The organism is Roseobacter sp. SK209-2-6 (assembly GCF_000169455.1).
Classification (GTDB): domain Bacteria; phylum Pseudomonadota; class Alphaproteobacteria; order Rhodobacterales; family Rhodobacteraceae; genus Pseudophaeobacter.
The window spans coordinates 201099-222380 of the sequence record NZ_AAYC01000007.1 but is presented as its reverse complement, the minus strand read 5'-3'; the positions used below and the strand labels follow the sequence as shown (position 1 = coordinate 222380).

Here is a 21282-nt window from a genome sequence, read left to right as displayed (position 1 = left end):
AGGGCATCAAAGAGGCCACATTCATGAGAACCAAATGAAAAAGGGCGCCGGTTAGGGCGCCCTTTGAAATTTATAGCATCCGCTACTGGATCAGCAGCTATAGTACATGCCGAATTCAACAGGGTGAGGGGTGTGCTCAAAGAGCTGGACCTCTTCCATTTTCAGAGCGATGTAGCCATCGATCTGATCTTTGGTGAAGACGTCACCCTGCAAGAGGAAGTCGTGATCGGCTTCCAGTGCTTCCAGCGCTTCGCGCAGAGAGCCCGCAACGGTTGGGATATCAGCCAGTTCTTCGGCAGGCAGATCATAGAGGTTCTTATCCATGGCTTCGCCGGGATCGATCTTGTTCTTGATGCCGTCAAGGCCAGCCATCAGGAGAGCTGCAAAGCACAGGTAGGGGTTTGCTGCCGGATCGGGGAAGCGGGCCTCAACGCGCTTGGCTTTGGGGCTCTCGGTCCATGGGATACGAACGCAGCCAGAGCGGTTACGCGCGGAATAGGCGCGCAGAACGGGGGCTTCGAAACCTGGGATCAGGCGCTTGTAGCTGTTGGTCGCAGGGTTGGTGAAGGCGTTCAGGGTCTTGGAGTGCTTCAGAATGCCGCCGATGAACCACAGGGCTTCATCCGACAGATCTGCATATTTGTCACCCGCAAAGAGCGGCTTGCCGTCTTTCCAGATCGACATGTTCACATGCATGCCGGTGCCGTTGTCGCCATAGATCGGCTTGGGCATGAAAGTCGCGGATTTGCCATAGGCGTGCGCCACGTTGTGGATCACATATTTGTATTTCTGCAGCTCGTCGGCCTGTTTGGTCAGGCTGTCAAAGATCAGGCCCAGCTCGTGCTGGCAGGAAGCAACCTCGTGGTGGTGCTTGTCCACTTTCATGCCCAGACGCTTCATGGTCGAAAGCATCTCAGAGCGCAGATCCTGGGATTCGTCGGTGGGGTTTACCGGGAAATAGCCGCCTTTGAGGCCAGGGCGGTGACCCATGTTGCCCATTTCATATTCGGTGTCGGTGTTCCAGGAAGCGTCGGTTGCGTCGACCTCATAGGACACTTTGTTGATGGTGTTGGAGTAACGCACATCATCAAAGAGGAAGAATTCAGCTTCCGGACCCATATAGGCCACATCACCGATGCCTGAGGACTTGAGGTAAGCTTCGGCCTTCTGGGCCGTGCCGCGTGGGTCACGCTCATAGGCTTCACCGGTGTCGGGCTCAACGATGGAGCAATGGATGCAGAGAGTTTTTTCCGCGTAGAAGGGATCGATATAGGCAGAGGTGGTATCTGCGATCAGCTTCATGTCGGAGTTTTCGATCGACTTCCAGCCCGCGATGGAGGAGCCGTCGAACATGAAGCCTTCTTCCAGGAAGTCTTCGTCAACCAGATCCACATCCACGGTCACGTGCTGCAGCTTGCCGCGCACGTCGGTGAAGCGGATGTCGACATAGGCCACTTCTTCTTCTTTGAGTGTCTTGAGAACTGCTTCTACGCTCATTCCCTTGGTCCTTTTGATTGGCAGTGTTCGGTAGAGATTAGAGTGCGTCCGGGCCGGTCTCACCGGTACGGATGCGGATGGCTTGTTCAACGGGCGAGACAAAGATCTTGCCATCGCCGATCTTGTCGGTCTTTGCAGCGTCGATGATGGCCTCAACAGCGGCATCGGTCTGGTCGTCTTCCAGAACAACCTCGATTTTCACCTTGGGCAGGAAATCAACAACATATTCGGCGCCGCGGTAGAGTTCGGTATGGCCTTTCTGGCGGCCAAAGCCCTTTACTTCGATGACAGAGAGCCCCTGGACACCAACGTCCTGAAGCGCTTCCTTCACCTCATCCAGTTTGAAGGGCTTGATGATGGCTTCGATCTTTTTCATCGCTTGGGCTCCTTGCAACCTTGTCGCCGTCCCTCAGATCATTTCTAAATCATGGGGACAATGCGCTGTGCTGTCTCAGGGCGGCTAAGGTCGAGAATTTGGGCTGCAGCGATTAAGAAATGGGCGGGCTGCCTAAAAAATGAGCAGCAGTGAATCGAGGCGCCTGAGAGTGGGAGGGAAATCCATGACAGAACTGCTGACCGCAGCCCAAATGCGCGCCATCGAACAGGCGGCCATCGACTCAGGCGAAGTGACGGGGCTGGAGCTGATGGAGCGGGCCGGGCAGGGGGTGGTTGAGGCCATCTTTGAGGAATGGCCGGAGTTGACGAAAGAGCGAGAGGCCAGCCCCTCGCGCACCCCAGGATATTTGCAGCCAGAAGAAGAGGATCTGAGGCGGGGGGTGGTACTGTGCGGGCCGGGCAATAACGGCGGCGACGGTTTTGTAGTGGCGCGGCTGCTGAAAGAGCACGGCTGGGAGGTGGAGGTGTTCCTTTACGGAGACCCGGACAAGCTGCCGCCGGATGCGAAGGTGAATTATGAGCGGTGGTGTGAAACTGATTGCGTTCGAAAACTAGCCGACATGGATGAAAATGACTTTTGGCCTTTTAGAGGCGCGGTATTTGTTGACGCAGTCTTTGGTACAGGCTTCAGAGGGAAATTGCCCTTTGAAGCGTTAGGGGCTTACGGGTTCATACTTGATGAATCGACTACCACTTATGCTTCTCGTTTCTTGGCAATAGACATGCCTTCAGGGTTGCGGACCGAAGATGGTTGTACCGAAGGCTGCGTTATTCCTTCTGGTTTGACTGTGACTTTCCATAGAATGAAGCTGGGCCATTATCTTGGAAGCGGTGCAGAGGCATGTGGAAAAATCGTCACCAAGGATATCGGTATTCCAAAGGGCAGCCCGCGGCCGCGGGTGGGGGTGAAGCCCCCGCCTGGGGGGGGGGACGGGGGCTGTCCGGCTTTGCCGGACGCAAAGGATATCGTGCGCTTGGTGCGCCCACGTTTCGCGGCTAAGAACTGGAACGACAATAAGTATTCCCACGGCCACGCCCTCGTCCTTTCCGGCGGAGCAGGCAAGACCGGAGCCGCGCGGTTGGCGGCGCGGGGGGCGTTGCGGATTGGGGCGGGGCTTGTCACCGTTGGCTCTCCGCGCTCTGCCATGGCGGAGAATGCCTCGCATCTGACAGCGATCATGCTGCAGCAGATCGACGGGGCCCATGGGGTCAGTGAACTGCTGGAAGACAAGCGGTTCAATGCGGTCTGCCTGGGGCCAGGGCTGGGGCGTGGGGCAGATACCCAGGCGCTGGTGCTGTCGGTGCTGAAAGAGAAACGCGCCACGGTTCTGGATGCGGATGCGCTGACCCGGTTTGAACTTAACCCTGAAGCTCTGTTTGAGGTTCTACACGAAAACTGCGTGCTGACACCGCATGGGGGCGAATTTGCCAAGCTCTTCCCGGATCTGGCGGAGAAACTGAACGTCCTGGCCACCACGGGACCTGCCTATTCCAAGGTCGACGCTACACGTGAGGCCGCCAAACGTGCAGGCTGCGTCGTGCTGTTCAAAGGCCCTGATACGGTGATCGCCGCCCCTGACGGGCGCTGTTCGGTAAACTCGGCCCACTACGAACGTTCTGCCCCCTGGTTGGCCACTGCAGGCTCAGGCGATGTGCTGGCAGGTTTCATTACTGGTTTGCTGGCGCGGGGTTTCACCGCGATGCAGGCTGCCGAAACCGCTGCCTATTTGCATGTGGAATGCGCGCTGGAGTTCGGCCCGGGCCTGATTGCCGAGGATCTGCCAGAGCAGCTCCCTGCGGTTTTCCGCAGATTGATGAGTTAGGTGCACTCAGAGCGATGCCGGTACTGCAACAGCTCCTTCTTGATTGGCATAGCTGCTGATTTCCAATCCGCCTGCATAGACGATCTGGGGGGTATCAAACTCGAACCAAAACAGATCCAACTCTTGTTGCCCAAGATCCTGCACAAACTCTTCGTCGACCAACTGCTCAGCCCGCAACAGGGCGGAAGCCTGGCCAAAAAGCGCTGTTGCCCGCCAATCGCGTATCAGGACCGTTTGGGATCCCGGCAAAATGACATCATAATCCGGATGCCCATCCCCCAAAGAGCCCGCCGCAAACCAGATTGCTTTGGTCGTGACAGTTTTGCGCAGGATTTTCCGACAGCTAGAGAAACCAGTGCTTCTGGTGATAAACTCTTCCCCAGGCGCAATTTTCTCCACAACGCGATAGCCATGCCGAGTCATGCAAGGGGTGCCTGCCGGGATCCCTCCATGGAGGCTAGGGATTGCGCGCGTTTGAAAGGACGTTTTGTGCAGAACCGGATGGCCCCGATCCTCATGCATGGAAGTCTTTGACAGAAATTTCATTGCAGGTTCACCTTCTGGTTCAGGTTTGAATAACGGCAAAATTTGCCCCAATTCAGGCGCACGTGCGGAAATTTGGTGAAAAAACAGCACTTTCAAGGCAGTAAAGCTGGAGGAGGAAGGGGCGAATATTTTTGCAAATTAGGTCTCGCATCTCCGGGGAAGCTTTGCTATCCAGCGCTCCAGGCGAACATCGGTTAGGTGATTTGCCATGGATGCGGGTGTGGCGAAATTGGTAGACGCACCAGATTTAGGTTCTGGCGCCGCGAGGCGTGGGGGTTCAAGTCCCTCCACCCGCACCACTATGATTTTAAACAAAAAAAGATGCTAGTTTCGAGGTGCCGAAGCTTGGTTTTGCCCGGTTTCCCGTTTTGTTTCCCGTTTTCTCGTTCTGTTCACGTTCTAGTCCTACGTGCCTGGGCGGACTGTGAAAGCTGTTTTTGATTGGCTTGGTTGCGGTACTTTTTGACCATCTCCAGCGTCTTGTGTCCGGTAACTGCTTGGATCTCGCTGTCACTCGCGCCAGCTTCCGCAAGGTGAACCGCAGCCGTGTATCGCCAGCCATGGATAACAAACGCCTGGGCTCCTATCTCTTCACGCACCGCCATCACACGTTGTTGGATAGTGCGTTTGGCCACCCCCTTGTGAAGAGACTGAGCGATAATGAAGCGCCCTTTTCGTGGCAGATTCTCTAGGTTCCAGACTCATTGATTTACAGCCAGAACAAGACCGTGGCTGCAAGTGCTATGGCTGATAGGAACACCTTTGGGCATCTGTCATAGCGGGTGGCGACACGACGCCAGTCCTTCAGGCGTCCGAACATGATCTCGATCCGGTTGCGTCGTTTGTAGCGCCGCTTGTCATATCGGATGGTTTTGTCGCGTGACTTCCGCCCTGGAATGCAGGGCTTGATCCCCTTATCTACAAGGGCTTCGCGGAACCAGTCCGCGTCATAACCGCGGTCTCCCAACAGCCAATCGGCTGATGTGATCCTCCCCCACTGAAGTGATCCGCCCGTATAGTTAGGAAACGGAGGATCAGATATGGGAATCAAGCGACACAAGCCCGAAGAGATTGTCACGAAGTTACGGCAGGTTGAGGTGCTTTGCGGCCAAGGGATGCCGCGCGTAGACGCCATTCGACAGGTGCAGATTACAGAACAAACCTTCTATCGCTGGCGCAAGCAATATGGCGGTATGGGAACCGACCAACTGAAGGAACTAAAGCGACTTCAGAAGGAGAATGACCGGCTGCGTTGGGCAGTTTCTGATCTGACATTGGACAAGCTCATTCTGTCGGAAGCTGCACGGGGAAACTTCTGAGCCCCTCGCGCCGCCGTAACTGCATTGATCATGTGCGACGCCAGTTCCACGTCTCAGAGCGTCGCGCCTGCCGTGTTCTGGGACAGCACCGTTCCACACAGAGGCGGGTGCCTGTTGGACGTGCTGACGAAGACCGGTTGGTGTCTGACATGATCGAACTGACACGCCAATATGGTCGATACGGTTACCGTCGGATAGCGGCTCTTCTGAGAGACGCCGGCTGGCAAATCAACGACAAACGTGTTGAGCGCCTATGGCGGCGTGAGGGGCTGAAAGTTCCAATGAAACAACCGAAGAAAGGACGGCTCTGGCTGAACGACGGGTCGTGTGTTCGACTCCGGCCCGAATATCGTGACCATGTCTGGTCCTATGACTTCGTGCACCATCGAACGGATGACGGGAAAGCGTTCCGGACACTGAACATTCTGGATGAACACAGCCGGGAATGCCTGGCGATCCGGGTGAAGAGGCGCTTGAACTCGGCAGAAGTTATTGACGCGCTGACAGATCTTTTCATCCTGCGTGGCGTTCCTGCTTTCATCAGATCAGATAATGGCCCAGAGTTCATTGCTCAGGCCGTTCGAGATTGGATCGCAGCGGTCGGTGCCCAAACGGCCTACATTGAACCAGGATCACCTTGGGAGAACGGATACTGTGAAAGCTTCAACGCGCGCTTCAGAGACAAGCTGCTGAATGGAGAGGTATTTTACAGCCTGCGTGAAGCCCAGATCCTGATTGAACAATGGAGAAATCACTACAACACAAAACGGCCGCATAGTGCTCTGGGCTATCGCCCACCGGCTCCGGAAGCCATCGTTCCGGTGGAAACCAGGCCGATCATGCACTAACACTCACACTGGACCACTTCGATGGGGCTGATCATTCCGCGACCTGATCTGCAGGCCGAGTCTTGCGCAGCTTCGCATCCTCAGCAAAGACGCAGGCCCGTACATATGCACTGAGCGTAATACCCTTAGCGAGCTCTTCCAACCGTGCCCGTTCGTCCTTCGTCAAGCGAAGGGTCAGTGGCGACAAGGTGGTCCGTGTTCTTTCCAAGGAGGCTTTTGTGAAAACGGGCGTGACGTTGGAATCCTTTGATGATGCAAGACGAGTCATGGCGCAAGCTCCTCAAACGAAGATGTCAGCCCTGGATCGTCCTCAATCTTACCCGAAGCATCTTCCGCGGCTTCAGCAAACGCTGCCAATCTGTGGATAACTTCCGGCTCAGCTTGCAGAATGCTTGTCCATTCTTCCAATTCTGTCAGGATCTGATCGCACTCAGAAGGTTCTAGGTTGTTCCTCCCCGGTGCACCACTTTGATTTTACATCATAAATATGGCTGTTTGCAGTGCTGGGCGTGAAGGGGTTTTCAGAGTTTTACACTTTGTTTTACACTCTGATCATTGTTCCTTTTCCGTTTTTGTACTGTTCCGGCGCAGTTGAGCCATCTTTGAAAGTTGCTTTTGACGCGCTTGCTGTCGATACTTCTTCACCATCTCAAGGGATTTGTGGCCAGTACCACGAAATTCGCGGCCAACTCCAAGGACGGCTTTTACGAAGATAGCACTCCTTGTAAAACAAGCCATTCCCGCCAAAGCACATCTCAGCATCTAGGCTGTTTCTGCTACGGATGCGGATTTAGGAGAGTTGCGCAGTTAAGTTTCAACAATAGCTTGTGCAACTGTTGACATATCCAAGTAGTCAAAACCAAGTGTATCAAGCCCTAAACGCAGCATCTTCGCTTTGGTTAAGGTCGTCTTCAAAACCTAAAGTTGGCAACGAAACGACATTATTTGGCTGAGTATTGAACTTATCAACTTGTTGCGCCAAGTCTGTCGCATCATTGGCCAGGATTTGGCTCGATGCGGTAGTCTCTTCCACCATTGCCGCATTTTGCTGTGTCACGGCATCCAATTGGCTCACACCAGTATTAATCTCTTCCAACGTAACTGATTGCTCATGCGCACCTCGAGCAATTTCGGTTACGTGTCCAGAAATAGTTCCAACATTCTCAATTATTGAACTGAGCTCTACGCCAGCTTGCCCTACCAAATCTACACCCTTGGAAACATGACTAGAGCTCTCCGAGATCAGCCCCTTGATCTCTCCAGCGGCCTCAGTCGAACGCTGGGCGAGGGCTCTAACCTCGGAGGCAACGACTGCAAAACCGCGACCGGCTTCACCCGCTCTAGCCGCTTCTACCCCGGCGTTTAGTGCAAGTAGGTTGGTTTGAAAGGAGATGTCATCGATGACAGAAATGATGTGGGAAATTTTGTCTGAGGATTCTTGAATGTGATCCATGGCTAGGATTGCGTCTTGCACAACTTGATTGCTTCCTTGGGCCGCAGCTCTGGCGTTTGCAACAATTTCTTCTACTTGTTTCGCGCCCTCTGCAGCGGAGCGCACTGTTGAGGTAAGTTCTTCAATCGCAGCTGCTGTTTGCTCCAGCGTCGCCGCTTGAGTTTCTGTACGGTTGGACAACTCAGATGTTGAGCTGTTGATCTCTTGTGCAGTTGTCGAGACGGTATCTGACACCGCCTTTACAGCTTCCATGGCGACGGAGAGTTTTTCCATAGCCTTGTTTAGGGATTGGCCAAGCACACAAAGATCATCAATATCAGAGACTTGAACTCGTTGAGCAAGGTCGCCATTTGCCATACTTGTCAAACTGCGGGCGATATCCTCAGTGTCCTTGCGACGCTGAGTGACGTCTGTCGCGAGTTTGATGACCTTTTCGACATTTCCTTCAGTATCAAACACCGGTGCATAGGTTGCCTGAATCCAGATTTCAGAGCCATTTTTTGTTAGTCTGGGAAACTGGTCTGTAAAGAACTTACCTGAGGCCAAGTCACTCCAGAAACCCCTATAGGCGGCTGTTTTTCCATATTCCTTATCGACAAACATTGAGTGATGCTGACCGACAATCTCCTTAAGCTCATACCCCAGTGCAGAAAGAAAGTTCTCATTTGCTTTCAGAATCGTTCCATCAGGCTCGAACTCGATCACTGCTTGTGTGCGATCGATGACATCCATGAATGCCTGCTTTTCGGCAAGCTCCTTGGCTAGCGCGCGACGTTCTGAAGAAAACAACATTCTCTACCTCTTGGAAGTTGAACTGTTAAAGGTGGCTAACTTTGGCAGTTTTTGTATTGACAAATAGAAAATGGGAAAATTTCTCCCTTAAGTAGATTCTTTTGGCGATTTTTGGCCGTAAAGTGTCAACTTTAAGCCATATAGCAACCTGAGGGTGATATGGCTGTTGCGGGCCATTTTGCCGAAAAGCGAATCACTAGCAAGGTTTCTGAAGTAATCTTGCTGTCTCCGACAGTTGTATTTCCCGCTGTCCTTCGAGTGCAGCAACGCTACGAAGGTTTGCCATTCTGAGTGCTCATTCGACATAGTTTCTTGGTTACGTCACCAGTATCCGCGCTTTGACGGGTGTTTTCTGTGCCAAGTAGATCTGGGATTGGGTGTAGGCTAATTTGGGGGTATTGGTCATGATTGGATCCCTTTCACAGAAAGCAATGAGCGGTCTGGTTTGAAGCAGGTTGGCCGAGTTTCCCCTTACTCCTGTGCGAAACTGTTACGCGTAACAAAAAAACTGTTTTGAAACAGATCCAAACAGGGGTAAGCAAATGACAAATAGGGGAAATTTGCCGAACATTGCCACTGGCACAGCCTTCGGGAGGCAGTTCTAGGCAGCGAAAAAGGGGATTTTACAGTTTCCGGCTATGGTCACCCTACGTTTTGTAAAAAAGACCGAAGCCAAGCGTTGATTATAAAGGGAATTCGCTAGATTTAGGTTCTGGCGCCGCGAGGCGTGGGGGTTCAAGTCCGTCCACCCGCACCAACTACTCATTGAAAAACTCGACATTTTTCAAGTTTGGGAGATTTGGCCCCCACCTTCATCGTCATTGGAATTTACGTACAAGCCATCGATTTGAATGACGGAATACACCGGGCGTGAGCCAGGATAGGGGTGATGCTTAACGATCCGACCTTCGCGCACCATCTTGTAGAAGGTATCCCGCCCAAAGGGCCGGCGCGGTGACCGAATAGCTTGAACGCCGGTCACGAATTTGGCTTCTGCTGGATTGTGAACTGAGGTCTTGGGGCCTCCAGGTGCGCTGGGCGATATGGTGTTTCCCTAATCGGGGTAGTTGCGTCCAGATGTTATCACCGGTGCCAACGCAATGAGGGCAGTCGGTTAGAGATCCCATGAGCCAGCGGGACTGTTCCGGGTTCTGCTGGCCGCCACTTTCCATCCCTGCAGAACAGCCAGTCATTTTCTGACCAGAAACCTTCAAGCGGGCCGGGCTCTCCGTTGTGTCCCATGCCGACAGATTTACCAAAACAGCAGTCAGGGTGTTGAACTTGTCCCGACTCCACCGCGCTCCGCATCCTCCGCCCGGTATGTTGGCCAACCGCTCAGTGTAGCCGTTTCTGAAAGCCCCATCCTTTCCGCCCTTGATTGCATCCGTCGCCGTGGGTGTTGTCTTTCCAGACAATTTCTCCGCTCCGCCCAAAGCTGCAAATCCGCGTTGCGTTTCCGGCTGACCCTTGGGGTTGGCTGTTGCGGTCGACCAGCCACTCAACAGAGATTGCTGCGTCAGACTCTGCCCGGTCATTCCCACTGTGACCCCCGTCCCGCCTCGCGTTCCGTCCGTCGCGGCCGACGTCTGCCAGCCCGCAAGATGCACTTGCCTGCCCAACTGATCCATTCGGTTGCGAATTGTTCCGTCCGGGTTCTTCCCTGTCTCCAACTTAGCTGCAGGCGAACCCGCCTGTTCTGATTGAAGAGGCGATTGCCTATGCGCGGGATTCTGCGCCCAAGGCTATGGCGCGGCTTGCCCCCAGAGATGCGGTACTGGCGCACTTAGCCCTAGGGAAATTGCAGCAAATCGCCCCCAGCATGAAGCCTAAGCCCTTTCTCTGCCTGACAAGCTGAGGCGTCTAAACGCGCCTCAAAGCTATTTTCTGTTTACTAGCCCGGAGTGCCCCATGCCCCAGATCGATCCTTTCTCCAACTTCCATCGCGGGCTTGAAAGCCCTGCAAACAGTCACTTTCCCATTGTTCCACAGGGTGGCGTTGACCTGCCAGTTAAACCCCGCGTTCTGCGGGTGACCGTCGGGGGTGATCTTGCCCTGCGGGATGCTTCAAACAATGTCGTTGTCTATCCGGTGACTGCCGGGGAACCCCTGCCATTCTCGGCGCAGGGGGTTGAGGCCACCGGCACCACGGCAACTGTGGTGGGGTGGTACTGATGCTGGGCCTTGGTCTTGGGGTAACTTCGGCCCATTTGGCAGGTCTGATTGCGCAGGGCGGCGGGTCAGTGCCGCTGCCTCAGATCAACAATCTGTGGGACTTGCAGCCGACCAAGTATGGCTCGCTGACCTCAGGCGCAGCCTGGGGCGACAGTATCACCAGAAACCACCACTCCAACACGATGCTTGCCAATGGCATTCCGTACTCTGGTTTGGCCGAGCTCAACTATGCGCCACCAGGAGATGCGGATGTTATCGCCGATGGCGATTGGCCTACTGAGGTGCAAAAGCTGGTGGGGGGCTTATCCAATGAGGGCGAACCGGGGCAGACCTCCTCCCAGATCCGCGCGCGCATGGAAGCAGGGTCTCCGAGCGCTGTGGATGTGGTGAGCTGGGGAACCAATGACGGTGCGCCTTCAGTTGCCCGCCAGCAGGTGTTGCTGGACAACCTGATCGCGCTTGAGGCCGCAGGATACAGCAAGGACAGGACCGTTGTGACCCACTACAATGTGGGGGGAAGCGCCTCTTCTGACGGTTTTGTCGCCTCGGCGCGCAAACTCGGCTACCCCGTCTTTAGTTGGCCAGATGCCATGCTGAGGGAAGCACATTTTCTGGCCCCTCACAGCTCGGACCTCCCAGAAAAATGGATAGAGGGCCTGCGGGTCAACGCCTTCGGCTCAAAACCCGGAAATGAGTCCTGGCATCAGTTTGACCCGATCCACCCCGGTTCGCTGTTCTCCAAGGCGATTTCCCGTGAGCTAGCCGCCTATCTTGCCGCCCTCGCCGGGAATGATGCGGCACCCCATATGCCCCCGCAAAACATGGCTGTGGATTGGTCGGTGCCCGAGGGCGCGGTGATCGGCAGTCTGGAAGTGCTCGGCACGGTAGAGGAAACCTTTGTCAACAATGACCAGGGCAACGCAGAGGCGATTACCCTGGATGGCACGACGGTGCGTCGGGGTCCTGGTGCTGCCCCCAGCGGCAAATGGGCAGATTTCTTTATCGAAGTTCGCAACCAGCATGGCTCTGGCTTCAACCGCCTCTCCCTGGGGGAGGCCACCGGCGCGACCCGGTTTGGGGAGGCGCAGCCCTCTCTGCGCCACTACTTCACCAGCCTGTCAGACAAGGGCACAATCTCAATCGTCGGCAGGCCAAATACTAGCGCCGACAGCCGGTTCCTTTACATTGGAAACTAGTCCATCCAGATCCGGCCCGGCGGTGATCTGTGGTTCAAGGGGCCGTTTTCCAGCAATGTGATATTTGGCGGCAATGTTGGCGAGCTGCAGCACTGGATGGTCACTTGGGATGGCGCGACCTGCTACACAGTCCTGGGGGATGTCTACACAGATCGCACCGCTGATTTTAACGGTGCGACAGTTGGTGGGGCGTTTGAACTGTTTGGAGCCAAGGCGAACGATCCCGCCCAACTGATCGTGCCCGATGCCTTCGACACCCATCATATCTATGTCAGTGACCAGTATTTTGGGCCGGGCACGGATCTCACCCCGATCTGGACCGGGGCAGGAAGCGAGATCAACGGGCCGGGCGACAAGCTGGCCGGTGATAGCCCGCTCTATTCCTGCGCTGGCGGTCCTGGGCGTTTTGCGACCGTCAATTGGGGCTCAGAAGGTGTGCCAGGCTATCGGCCACATTGGGACGCCGCGAGTGCGGTTTTGCGGTAGGGGTTGCAGATAAAAGAATTACATTATTTGCTGGCATTAGCGCTTCGCGGTTTGGTGCGAAGCCATCCTCGACGGAGCTTTGCTGAAGAGCTCGCCATGAGGACATTCAAGAAGATGACGCCGCAGTCGCACTGCATCTGTCGGCGTCTTTCTATGGCTCTATTGCACAAATCGGGTTTTGAGCGGACTGCCCCTTTCCCCGGACGGACTTATCCTACGGGCTCTGTGCTCAGCGACCAGTCGGTCGAAGTCCCTCGCCATGAGGCCTTGGCCCAGGCGTTTGACGCGGTTCCTCCAATCGTCAGGAAAACGGTCCCCCGGATCGTTTTCTGACCCTCCTCATATCTCGACGCGGCTTCGGCAGTGATAACCGGTCAATTTTCGCCAGAGTGCTTGTCCAAGATATTTGCAGGCGCTCATAGCTTTGTTTCGCGCGATCGCGCCCGCTATCGTTGGCTTCCAAAGCTGCGCGTTCTTGCGCGGCGGCTCCGAGAGCGGCAATTACATTGTAGCATCTGCGCGTGTCATAGGCCCCATCCACAGCCCGGCAGGCGCATGCGCAGCATGCTGCTGAGGGGGGGGGGCGCATCTCTCGGCAAAGCTGCAATCCAGAGATAGCCGTAGCGGCCATATTGTCGAGCCAAATCAGTCATGTCGGCAACCGGCCGATCTTCATCGGTACGGCCCTTTGGAGCCTTGCGCTGTGTTGAACATTTCTGACGTATCACTTGGCAGGCCCGCCGCTCTGAGATGTGGAACTGACTTTGCACATGCTCAACGCAGGCCCGACGGCGCAAGGGGCTCAGGGTTCCGCCCGTTAGGGCCTGAATTGATCCGCAGGATCAATTCCTTGGTCACCATCACTCCTCGAGCGGCCTCCAATAGGATTAGCTTGTCCTGCGTCAGATCGGACACGGCCCGGCGCAAGCGGTCATTCTCTTTCTGGAGCCGTTTGAGTGCTTTTAGTTGGTTGGTTCCCATACCGCCATATTGCCTACGCCAGCGGTAAAACCTCTGCACAGTTATCTACACCTGGAGGATTGCATCAACACGCAGCATCCCTTGGCCGCATAGTACCTCAACCTGCAGCAACTTCGTGACAATCTCTTCCAGGTTCCGGGTCTTCCTCGGACCGATGTTGCAACGCCCTTCAATGTCGCTTGATCCCCATATCCGATCCTCCGTTTCCTAACTATAAGGGCGGACAACTTCAGTGGGGGTGGATCAGCTAGGTGCCATTGAGCCTGTTTCGATTGGCCTGAAACATGCACCACATTTAACCGATCTTTTTCCCCTAGGTGATATTCAGCGCGGGTGCGAGCAAGTAGAAGGAGTAGAACCGGATGAAAAATTCGATCGGCGAAAAGCTTCGCGTTCTGCTTTTTGTGCTCATCCTGCCGGTTCTTGGGCTTAGCCTCATTGGATTGAACGTTATCAATCAGCGTCTGAGTCAGATGAGGGCCTCGGAAGTGGGCTTGAGGCTGGTTGAAAAGGTCTGGCGCGCAAATGCCGCGCTGATTTTTGAAAACGATCAGGCCCAGCCGCCCCTGACTCTCTGGGGAGAGGGTCAAGCGCCTGAGGCACTCTCACAAAACTCGATAAAATCCATTTATACACAATTAGGAAAATTCAACAAAAGCACCGCCTCACGCGAAGCACGCCTTGCGGCATTAAATAAGGTCATCCAAATCATTGCGCGCGAAATGGGTTTGACCGTGCCGCCGGATGGATTTGAAGCGGAGTATGCTTCGGTTTTGTTTGATAGGCTTCCAGAGGTTGCCTACCGGCTTGCGGTCCTCGAAAGTCTGACCCACAGGCTGAGCCAGAAACCAGAAGTCAATTTCAACGATCAGCTCGCGTTTATTGTGAATGCAGGCCAATTCAAGGCCGCTGCCGATGCGACCTCTAGGGCGTCCAAATACCCCATCGGCGCGGGATTGGGCGCCATTGAACAAGCGGTCGAGGAAGCCGGTGGTGCGTTTCGTCGGAGCAGCAACAGGTTCCAGTCTGCGGCCGTAAAGACGGTAAAATCCATCGAGAAGTTCCGAGAAGGCAGCAAGATCGAAGCTGCTCAGCTGTTGGAGATCAAGGCGGAGTTTGACCGCAATATTGATAGGTACTGGCAGGGTGTTTTTTCAGCCCTGAGCCAGACACTGGAGGCCACAGCCAACGAATGGCGCAGGTCCTATTGGTTGGTCGTGACCGTTTTCCTGGTTGCGGTTGTTGTCACTCTGACCATCGTGGGCTTCTTGAGGCGATCAATTTTGGAGCAGGCTGACGATCTGCGCAATGCTCTGCTAGAACTCGACCGCCAGAATGAAGAGCTGGAGCAGCTCAACCGCGATGCTGAATATCGGGCCGACCACGATCCTTTGACTGGCCTGGCCAACCGCAGGGCCTTGCAAAGAGAGTTGGAGCGGCGACTGGGTGATCCGAAAAATGCATCATCGGCCATCACCGCCATGCATATTGATTTGGACCTTTTCAAAGAGATCAATGACACACTAGGCCATGCGGCAGGGGATCATGTCTTGCAACATGTTGCCCGTGTCCTGACCGATCTTACCGTGCAAAGTGACCTGGTGGCACGGGTAGGCGGGGATGAATATCTCATCATTCGCACCGGCGACGCCTTGTCCGAGGATGCTGAAAGGCTTGCTGATGCAATAATCGCTGAGCTGTCAAAGCCGATCCTGTTCCAGGAAGAGCTGTGCCAGTTTGGCGCCAGCATTGGTGTTGCCAAAGCCAAGATAGATGTGGAGCATTTAGATTGCGAAAAGCTGCTTACGGACGCAGATATCGCCCTTTATCGTGCCAAAGAGCTGGGGCGAGGGAGATACGCCTTTTTCTCGGATGCGCTACGCGAAGATGTCACCAATACCAAAGCGCTTTCGGATGATCTGTCCTCCGCCATCCGCGATGGGTCGATTGTCCCGGTCTACCAACCGCAAATCGATGTCGCGACCAATGAAGTCATTGGTCTGGAGGTCTTTGCGCGTTGGATCCACCCTGAAAGAGGAACCCTGTCTCCAGCGACCTTTCTGCCGATTGCAGAGCGGCTGGGCGTCGTTCCCAAGATCGATACGCTAATTCTGGAGCGTGCGGTTTCGGATGCAAGAAGCTGGGTGCAACGTGGGTTCACGGTGCCCAAGATCTCTGTGAACCTCAGCATTCAGACCTTGAAGGAAAACGGCTTCTTGAACAGGCTCGGGGAATTGCGCCCCTATCCCTGCAACCTGTCCATCGAAGTTGTCGAAGATTTCTGCAGCGCCTTGTGCCGCGACCAACTGGCCTATTTCCTGGACCAACTGGATGAGCTGGGCGTCGGCGTGGAAATTGGTGATTTCGGGGCGGGCTACTCCTCTTTTCAGAGCATTTATGAAGTGCGTCCCAAGCAGCTCAAGATTTCAAAAGTCCTGACGGACAATGTCACGACCTCTGAAACCCATGCGGAAATCATTCGAGCCATTCAACATATCGCTACAAAGCTCGAGATCGATGTTCTAGCGGAAGGGATCGAGGATCAGACAGCTAGCGCCTTTCTCGAAAACCTCGGGTGTACCGGACAGCAGGGCTATCTTTTTTCAAAACCGCTGGGGTTTGACGATCTGATCATTTGGATGAACGGCCCCGATGCTTTGCAGAGAAATATGCGTTTGGGATAGGTTGGCATCAGTCAACAAGAAGGGACCAATGCGTGCGAAGATCAGTGGCGCTAAGTTGCAAGGGCAATCCCCAGTCCCTAACCAAGCCCATAGAGCGGGGAGAGGCTGGGTGCCCTCTCTCAGCGCTGTTTCTTCTCCCCATGGGGGCCGCGATCCTGTCATCGCTTAGTTTTTGGAACTCGTCCGGCGCAGCGCCGTTTCCGGGAGTTGGATCGGGAACTTACGGCGCAGCTCTGCATCGAGCTTGCTGCCAAAGTAGTTCGGGAAATGCTCATCCAGGATTTTGTCCGAAACTACGCGCGCACGATCAAACATAGTTTGCTTGCCGCTTTTTTCCCAAGTGTCCGTCAGTTCACGATCCATCAGATTGGGATAGATATACTCTGTTTCCATGTATTTGAGTGTCTGATCATTGCCGAGGAAATGGCCAGGATCGATTGCGCAGTCGTGGATCACATCCACAGACAGGGTCTCATCGCTGACCTCGATCCCGCGCAGGGTGCGAGAGAGCATTCCCGCGATCTCATTGTCGATCACCATGGATTCAAAAGAACATCCCATGAGTGAGCCGACCATGCCGCCAAATTCGCAGAGCCGGTTTGCGCCAGCATGGGCGGCGAGCGTGAAGGTCATCGCTTTTTCAACGCCGTATTGCGCATCGGGGATCTTGGCATCGGTCATTCCACAGCCCACAGAGGTGGGTAGGTTGTAAAAATTGCCCATCTGAATGGCGGCGGCTGAGATCAGCGCCTGTTCCCCGGACCCGCCCGTAAACGACCCGGTGCGCAGGTCGGTGATAAAGGGCCAGGCGGCAAAAACCACCGGGGTGCCGGGGTTGATCAGATTGACGATGGCCACGCAAGAGAGCGTTTCGGCCACCGCCTGTGCGAGTGTGCCGGCAAGCGGAGCAGGAGACGTTGCCCCGGCCTGCGGCGGAACCGCCAGATCACAGGTAAGCCCCAGTTTGGCTGTATCGATCATGATCTCCAGGTTTTCACGCCCCAGCCGCAGGGGCGAGACGATGGGACAGCCACCAAAGATCACCGAAGGCTTTTGCAGGAATTTCCCCTCGCCACCGGAAGCCATATCGAACATCTCGATGGCGGCAGGGATGTGAGAGCGGTCCCGGAAGGTCAGGCAGGACGGTTTTTCGCTGCCCGACAGGATCGCGTAGAGCATGGTCATGTCATGTTCAAAATCCTGTGGCACATCCGTGCCCAGCACTGTGTCACCTGTCATGTGGATATTGTCGAGCCGATCCACCAGTCGGGTAAAGTCATAGACATCCCGCATGGTTGAGGGGCGATAGCTGCGCGTCGCCGCATCAAATGTTGTCACCGCCGTACCGGAGTTGGCGTAAAAAACCTTCTCCTTGGTGCAATGCATATCGTCCTTGCCGGCGCGGCTACCACGGGCATGGACGTAGAATTCACTGGCGGCACCTGCCAGCAGATCCTCCATCAGGGCGCGCGGGAAGCACAGGCGTCCCGCCTCGCTGAGGACCGCCCCCTTGGGTAAGACAAGATCAAGTAGCTCTTCGGTTGGATCGCCTATGCCGGTGCGCTCCAGAATCGTCAGCGCCGCATGATGGATCTTTTGCATGTCGCTATCGGATAGGGGGCGATAGGCACCACCCGAAACACCTGGCCAGATTGCCGGGGAGGGTGTCGCTTGTGTACGAGCCGCAGCGCGGGCAGAGCGGCCACCGCTGCGGCGGCGGCTATTTGATTTGCTGACATCAACCATTAGGGCGATCTCCGGTAGGGCTGGGCAGTTAAAATAGAGTTTGTGATCCGGGCGCTTCAGAGCATGTTGAAATAGCTGCGGTAAAAACCGGGCAGGCTCCATTCCATCTCCGAGAGAGGGCCAGGCTGGAAGTGGTGTGAGTTCACCCCCTCCTGATTGTGGCGGATGATGCGCTCATCATCGTGGGAAGTCACATGCCAAAGCCAAGTAAGCGCCTCGTGGTCATAGTCACGGCCTTCTTCTGCGTCACCGCGCACATACCAGGCAATCTGAATATCTGTCTCCTGTAGTCCACGCGGCACAAAGCGGTAGCCGACCAGGTGATCTGCATAGATCAAGAAGTAATTCAGCGTGCCGATGGCCAGATCGGTGGCGCCGCCATCATGGCCCGTCAGCTGGCCCAGTGGCGGTGCCAGGGCCTCGCCATCCTTGCTGCCTGTCTGGTAGCCGGGAAAGAGCGGGTAACGGCGCCAATAGACGTCCGAGCCCGGTGCCTCTGCCTTTGGTCCGGTGAGGTCCAGCTCCTCAGTTGAAAGACCAATCTGAGCAGAGCGTTGGCGCAGATCTGCGCCGTATTTCTCTACATCTGCGGGGTCTTTCAGCGAATGGCTGCGGGAATATTCCTGATGTGATGGGGCGCAGTGATAGCACTCCAGGTAATTCTCCAGCGCCAGCTTCCAGTTGGCAGGCACCGGGTAAGAGGCCTCATGCGCCAGTTTCAGGTTCTCCAACTCCATGGGGGCCGCGAGGGGCGCCAGACGTTCCAGACTTTGAGTCAGGGGCGGCGGATTTTCATCGGTGCAGATGAAAATGAGGCCCTGAAAGACCGTAATATGAACCGGGAAGAGACCGTATTCGGAAGGATCAAAATCCGCACCCATAGCGCGGCCACCGCGCAACCGCCCGTCCAGACCAAAGGTCCAGGCGTGATAGGGGCAAGAGAAGACCCGCGCGCTGCCCTGTTTTTCCAAACAGACACGAGAGCCACGGTGGCGGCAGATATTCATATGCGCGCGCAGGTCTCCCGCCTGATCACGTACGATGATCACCGACTCCGGGCCGTAGTCAAAGAGGAAGTAATCGCCGGGCTCAGCGACTTCACTCACATGGCCTACCCAGATCCAATTTCGATTCCAGAAGGATTTGATGTCGTGGTCATAGACCGCTTCGGAGGTGTAGAAATGCCGCTCCAGCGCAAAGCCTTCGCGGTGGCTCTCCATCAAATCGCGCATCATCTGCAGATCATCTTTGGGCATCATGCGCCTCCCATATCTTCGAGTGAAATCAACTCGCGACGGAACCAGTCTGCATCCGCCGCCTCAGGGTCGCGTTCGAAATTGCGCGCTGCCAGATGACCGGCAAAGACCGCATCCGCAATGAGGCCAGGCGCGGCGGCATCACCGATCAGCTCCAGGGTGGTGAAGTGCTCGGCGTGGTGGGCCCTCAGCGCATCAAAGAGCGCGGTCTCACGCTGGCGGGAGGTGACCATCAGCAGGCTGGCGCAGTCCAGGTGGCGTGTGCGGTTGGTATAGACGCAAGAGAGCGTGGCGCCTGTGTCATCCGCAGTCTGCAGATTGTGCAGCGGGATAATCTCCACGCCCGCTTCCAGCAGCTCAGCCTGCACTCGGTGTTGTTCCAAGGTCAACTCAGTAAAGGCTGAGGCGATGGCACCTGGTGTTACCAGCACCACCTTGCGGCCCATAGCAGCAAGATGGCTGGCCAGCACGCCGCCGATGTAGCCCTGATCATCATCATATAGCAGCACCGGGCCGGTTTCCGGTGGTAGGGTGCCCTCCATCACGTCATCGGGGGTAAAGACGGGTATGTCCCGGATCTCGAGCGGGCGGGGGGAGCTGCGTCCGCGCCCGTCGCGATGCCAGCTGCTGCCGGTGGCGAGAAAGACATTGGCAATCCCCAGTTCCACGACCTCTTCCGCGCCCAGCTTGCTGCCCGTGAACATCTGCACATTGGCGCGCTGTTGCAGATCCCACAGACGGTTGTCCGCAACCCGCTTCCATGCACCCAGACCTTTGAGACCGCTTTCTTTCAGCACTCTACCGCCGAATTCCTCCGCAGCTTCTGCCAGGGTCACCTGGTAGCCGCGTTTGGCCAGTTGCATGGCGCATTCCAGCCCCGCAGGACCGGATCCGACCACCATTGCCGCTTCTTCCTGCTGCTTGGGGGCGATCACCTCGGGGTGCCATTTGCGGCGCCATTCCTCCCCCATGGTGGGGTTCTGGGTGCAGCGGATGGAGACGCCCAGGTTGTCAGCCGAGACACAGATATTGCAGCCGATACACTCGCGGATTTCCTCAATGCGGCCTTCCTCGATCTTCTTTGGCAGAAAGGGGTCGGCAATGGAGGGGCGGGCGGCTCCGATAAGATCCAGCACCCCTTTGGCTACAAGCGAAGTCATGAGGTCGGGGGAAGTGAAACGGCCTACGCCGACGACGGGCTTATTGGTGACCTGTTTCACGAAATCCGTATAGGGGACCTGGTAGCCGTCCTGAGGTTGGAAACGGGTGGTCTGGCTGTCGTTGCTCCAGTCAGCAACGTTGACATCCCAGAGGTCCGGCAGGTCCGCCAGCATTTCAACTACGGCGCGGCCTTCTTCGCTGGCCTGCATACCATCTGCGCCCATCATCTGATCAACCGCAAAGCGGAAGGCAACGGCGCAGTGACCATCCAGCACCTCGCGGGTGTCTTCCAGCAATTCGCGAGTCAGACGAACGCGGTTCTCAAGGCTGCCGCCATACTCGTCGCTGCGGGTATTGTACTGCGGCAAGAGGAAGTGATGCGCCAGGGTCATCTGGTGGCCGGCATAGACATAGACAATGTCAAACCCGGCCTCCTTTGCGCGCAAGGCAGCCTCGCGATGCCAGCGGCGCAGGTCGCGTATGTCCTGTTTGTCCATGGCGCGCGCCTGTTTGGGGAAAACCACGTCAATGGGTCGATCACTCACCCCCAGGGCGGGTGCGCGGGTGAGATGGTTCATGGCGTGATGGCCATTATGGGCCAATTGGATCGCCGCCAGCGACCCTTTGGCATGAACCTGTTCGGTCATCAGCTGCAGGGCAGGGATGTCGTGCCGATCCCAGAGCCGGTGTTCCGCATAGGGGCCCAGATCCGAGGTGGGGTGGATCTCTGTCTCTTGGGTTGAGACAACGGACCAGCCCCCTTCGGCCTTCATTGCGCGCACGGCCGCCTCAGCTTGTGGGCGCACATGGCCCAACCCGGTGCAATGGGGCACCTGGAAAAAGCGATTGCGGGCGGTAACAGGGCCGATCTTTACCGGCTCGAACAGAATGGAATACCCATTTGCGCCTGACATGCTGGCACATCC

15 protein-coding genes, 1 tRNA gene and 3 pseudogenes are annotated in these 21282 nt (G+C 55.9%); 7 read left to right on the top strand and 12 right to left on the bottom strand.

Translation table 11 applies throughout. The features are described from left to right. Positions 1 to 90 precede the first annotated feature (90 nt). Positions 91 to 1497, bottom strand: a complete 1407-nt coding sequence (gene glnA, locus RSK20926_RS12755) for a type I glutamate--ammonia ligase (protein ID WP_008207264.1) — start codon at positions 1495 to 1497, stop codon at positions 91 to 93. 37 nt (positions 1498 to 1534) lie between these two features. Next, positions 1535 to 1873, bottom strand: a complete 339-nt coding sequence (locus RSK20926_RS12750) for a P-II family nitrogen regulator (RefSeq protein WP_008207263.1) — start codon at positions 1871 to 1873, stop codon at positions 1535 to 1537. Between the two features lie 184 nt (positions 1874 to 2057). Between RSK20926_RS12750 and RSK20926_RS12745 the strand changes: the two genes are divergently transcribed. Next, entirely contained in the window at positions 2058 to 3716 is a 1659-nt protein-coding gene (locus RSK20926_RS12745; protein ID WP_037254984.1) for a bifunctional ADP-dependent NAD(P)H-hydrate dehydratase/NAD(P)H-hydrate epimerase, read from the top strand. 6 nt (positions 3717 to 3722) lie between these two features. Here the strand turns inward: RSK20926_RS12745 and RSK20926_RS12740 are convergent, their stop codons facing one another. Beyond that, positions 3723 to 4262: a Hint domain-containing protein gene (locus RSK20926_RS12740; protein ID WP_157133114.1), complete on the bottom strand. Its 540-nt coding sequence runs from the start codon at positions 4260 to 4262 to the stop codon at positions 3723 to 3725. 214 nt (positions 4263 to 4476) lie between these two features. Here RSK20926_RS12740 and RSK20926_RS12735 point away from each other — a divergent pair. After that, positions 4477 to 4561, top strand: a tRNA-Leu gene (locus RSK20926_RS12735). A 93-nt stretch (positions 4562 to 4654) separates the two neighbouring features. On the opposite strand, the gene RSK20926_RS12730 is transcribed toward RSK20926_RS12735, so the two are convergent. Together RSK20926_RS12730 and RSK20926_RS12725 are read right to left on the bottom strand one after the other, a co-directional pair. Continuing rightward, positions 4655 to 4921, bottom strand: a complete 267-nt coding sequence (locus tag RSK20926_RS12730; protein ID WP_269724402.1) for a tyrosine-type recombinase/integrase — start codon at positions 4919 to 4921, stop codon at positions 4655 to 4657. A 50-nt stretch (positions 4922 to 4971) separates the two neighbouring features. Next, positions 4972 to 5241, bottom strand: a pseudogene (locus RSK20926_RS12725) (transposase); the annotation flags it as partial. A 61-nt stretch (positions 5242 to 5302) separates the two neighbouring features. Between RSK20926_RS12725 and RSK20926_RS12715 the strand changes: the two are divergent. Continuing rightward, a protein-coding gene (locus tag RSK20926_RS12715; protein WP_085979710.1) for an IS3-like element ISRosp5 family transposase occupies positions 5303 to 6429 on the top strand; the annotation gives its coding sequence in 2 pieces (ribosomal slippage) (positions 5303 to 5567 and positions 5567 to 6429; 1128 coding nt in all). Between the two features lie 31 nt (positions 6430 to 6460). On the opposite strand, the gene RSK20926_RS12710 is transcribed toward RSK20926_RS12715, so the two are convergent. Then, a complete protein-coding gene (locus tag RSK20926_RS12710) occupies positions 6461 to 6697 on the bottom strand; it encodes a hypothetical protein (protein WP_008207257.1) in 237 nt (78 codons plus the stop codon). 600 nt (positions 6698 to 7297) lie between these two features. Next, positions 7298 to 8674, bottom strand: a complete 1377-nt coding sequence (locus tag RSK20926_RS12700) for a methyl-accepting chemotaxis protein (protein ID WP_008207254.1) — start codon at positions 8672 to 8674, stop codon at positions 7298 to 7300. Positions 8675 to 10582: 1908 nt separating this feature from the next. Between RSK20926_RS12700 and RSK20926_RS12685 the strand changes: the two genes are divergently transcribed. The 3 genes from RSK20926_RS12685 to RSK20926_RS12675 are packed head-to-tail and all read left to right on the top strand — an operon-like array spanning position 10583 to position 12528. Next, the gene (locus tag RSK20926_RS12685; RefSeq protein ID WP_008207250.1) at positions 10583 to 10846 is read left to right on the top strand and encodes a spike base protein, RCAP_Rcc01079 family; all 264 of its coding nucleotides are present in this window, start codon (positions 10583 to 10585) and stop codon (positions 10844 to 10846) included. After that, positions 10846 to 12042, top strand: coding sequence for a hypothetical protein (locus RSK20926_RS12680; RefSeq protein ID WP_008207248.1), 1197 nt, complete (start codon positions 10846 to 10848; stop codon positions 12040 to 12042). Before RSK20926_RS12685 ends, RSK20926_RS12680 begins: the two co-directional genes overlap by 1 nt. A 57-nt stretch (positions 12043 to 12099) precedes the next feature. Beyond that, the gene (locus RSK20926_RS12675; protein WP_008207245.1) at positions 12100 to 12528 is read left to right on the top strand and encodes a hypothetical protein; all 429 of its coding nucleotides are present in this window, start codon (positions 12100 to 12102) and stop codon (positions 12526 to 12528) included. A gap of 159 nt (positions 12529 to 12687) precedes the next feature. Here RSK20926_RS12675 and RSK20926_RS22520 read toward each other — a convergent pair. Then, positions 12688 to 13066 (bottom strand): annotated as a pseudogene (locus RSK20926_RS22520) (hypothetical protein); the annotation flags it as partial. A gap of 46 nt (positions 13067 to 13112) precedes the next feature. After that, positions 13113 to 13665 (bottom strand): annotated as a pseudogene (locus RSK20926_RS22515) (transposase); the annotation flags it as partial. A 206-nt stretch (positions 13666 to 13871) separates the two neighbouring features. On the opposite strand from RSK20926_RS22515, the gene RSK20926_RS22120 reads away from it, so the two are divergent. Then, the gene (locus RSK20926_RS22120) at positions 13872 to 16193 is read left to right on the top strand and encodes a putative bifunctional diguanylate cyclase/phosphodiesterase (protein WP_008207241.1); all 2322 of its coding nucleotides are present in this window, start codon (positions 13872 to 13874) and stop codon (positions 16191 to 16193) included. 165 nt (positions 16194 to 16358) lie between these two features. Here RSK20926_RS22120 and RSK20926_RS12660 read toward each other — a convergent pair whose 3' ends face one another. From RSK20926_RS12660 to RSK20926_RS12650, 3 genes are read right to left on the bottom strand one after another with little or no spacing between them, the layout of a single operon-like run. Beyond that, a complete protein-coding gene (locus tag RSK20926_RS12660) occupies positions 16359 to 17939 on the bottom strand; it encodes a trimethylamine methyltransferase family protein (RefSeq protein WP_008207239.1) in 1581 nt (526 codons plus the stop codon). Between the two features lie 56 nt (positions 17940 to 17995). Then, positions 17996 to 19195 (bottom strand): aromatic ring-hydroxylating oxygenase subunit alpha, encoded by a 1200-nt coding sequence (locus RSK20926_RS12655; protein WP_037254980.1) that lies wholly within the window; start codon positions 19193 to 19195, stop codon positions 17996 to 17998. Beyond that, positions 19195 to 21270, bottom strand: a complete 2076-nt coding sequence (locus tag RSK20926_RS12650; protein ID WP_008207235.1) for an oxidoreductase — start codon at positions 21268 to 21270, stop codon at positions 19195 to 19197. Before RSK20926_RS12650 ends, RSK20926_RS12655 begins: the two co-directional genes overlap by 1 nt. Between the last annotated feature and the right edge of the window lie 12 nt (positions 21271 to 21282).

Coding starts and splice junctions, on each gene's coding strand:
- glnA (WP_008207264.1), bottom strand. CDS start 1,497: ATGAGCGTAGAAGCAGTTCTCAAGACACTCAAAGAAGAAGAAGTGGCC.
- RSK20926_RS12750 (WP_008207263.1), bottom strand. CDS start 1,873: ATGAAAAAGATCGAAGCCATCATCAAGCCCTTCAAACTGGATGAGGTG.
- RSK20926_RS12745 (WP_037254984.1), top strand. CDS start 2,058: ATGACAGAACTGCTGACCGCAGCCCAAATGCGCGCCATCGAACAGGCG.
- RSK20926_RS12740 (WP_157133114.1), bottom strand. CDS start 4,262: ATGAAATTTCTGTCAAAGACTTCCATGCATGAGGATCGGGGCCATCCG.
- RSK20926_RS12710 (WP_008207257.1), bottom strand. CDS start 6,697: ATGACTCGTCTTGCATCATCAAAGGATTCCAACGTCACGCCCGTTTTC.
- RSK20926_RS12700 (WP_008207254.1), bottom strand. CDS start 8,674: ATGTTGTTTTCTTCAGAACGTCGCGCGCTAGCCAAGGAGCTTGCCGAA.
- RSK20926_RS12685 (WP_008207250.1), top strand. CDS start 10,583: ATGCCCCAGATCGATCCTTTCTCCAACTTCCATCGCGGGCTTGAAAGC.
- RSK20926_RS12680 (WP_008207248.1), top strand. CDS start 10,846: ATGCTGGGCCTTGGTCTTGGGGTAACTTCGGCCCATTTGGCAGGTCTG.
- RSK20926_RS22120 (WP_008207241.1), top strand. CDS start 13,872: ATGAAAAATTCGATCGGCGAAAAGCTTCGCGTTCTGCTTTTTGTGCTC.
- RSK20926_RS12660 (WP_008207239.1), bottom strand. CDS start 17,939: ATGGTTGATGTCAGCAAATCAAATAGCCGCCGCCGCAGCGGTGGCCGC.
- RSK20926_RS12655 (WP_037254980.1), bottom strand. CDS start 19,195: ATGCCCAAAGATGATCTGCAGATGATGCGCGATTTGATGGAGAGCCAC.
- RSK20926_RS12650 (WP_008207235.1), bottom strand. CDS start 21,270: ATGTCAGGCGCAAATGGGTATTCCATTCTGTTCGAGCCGGTAAAGATC.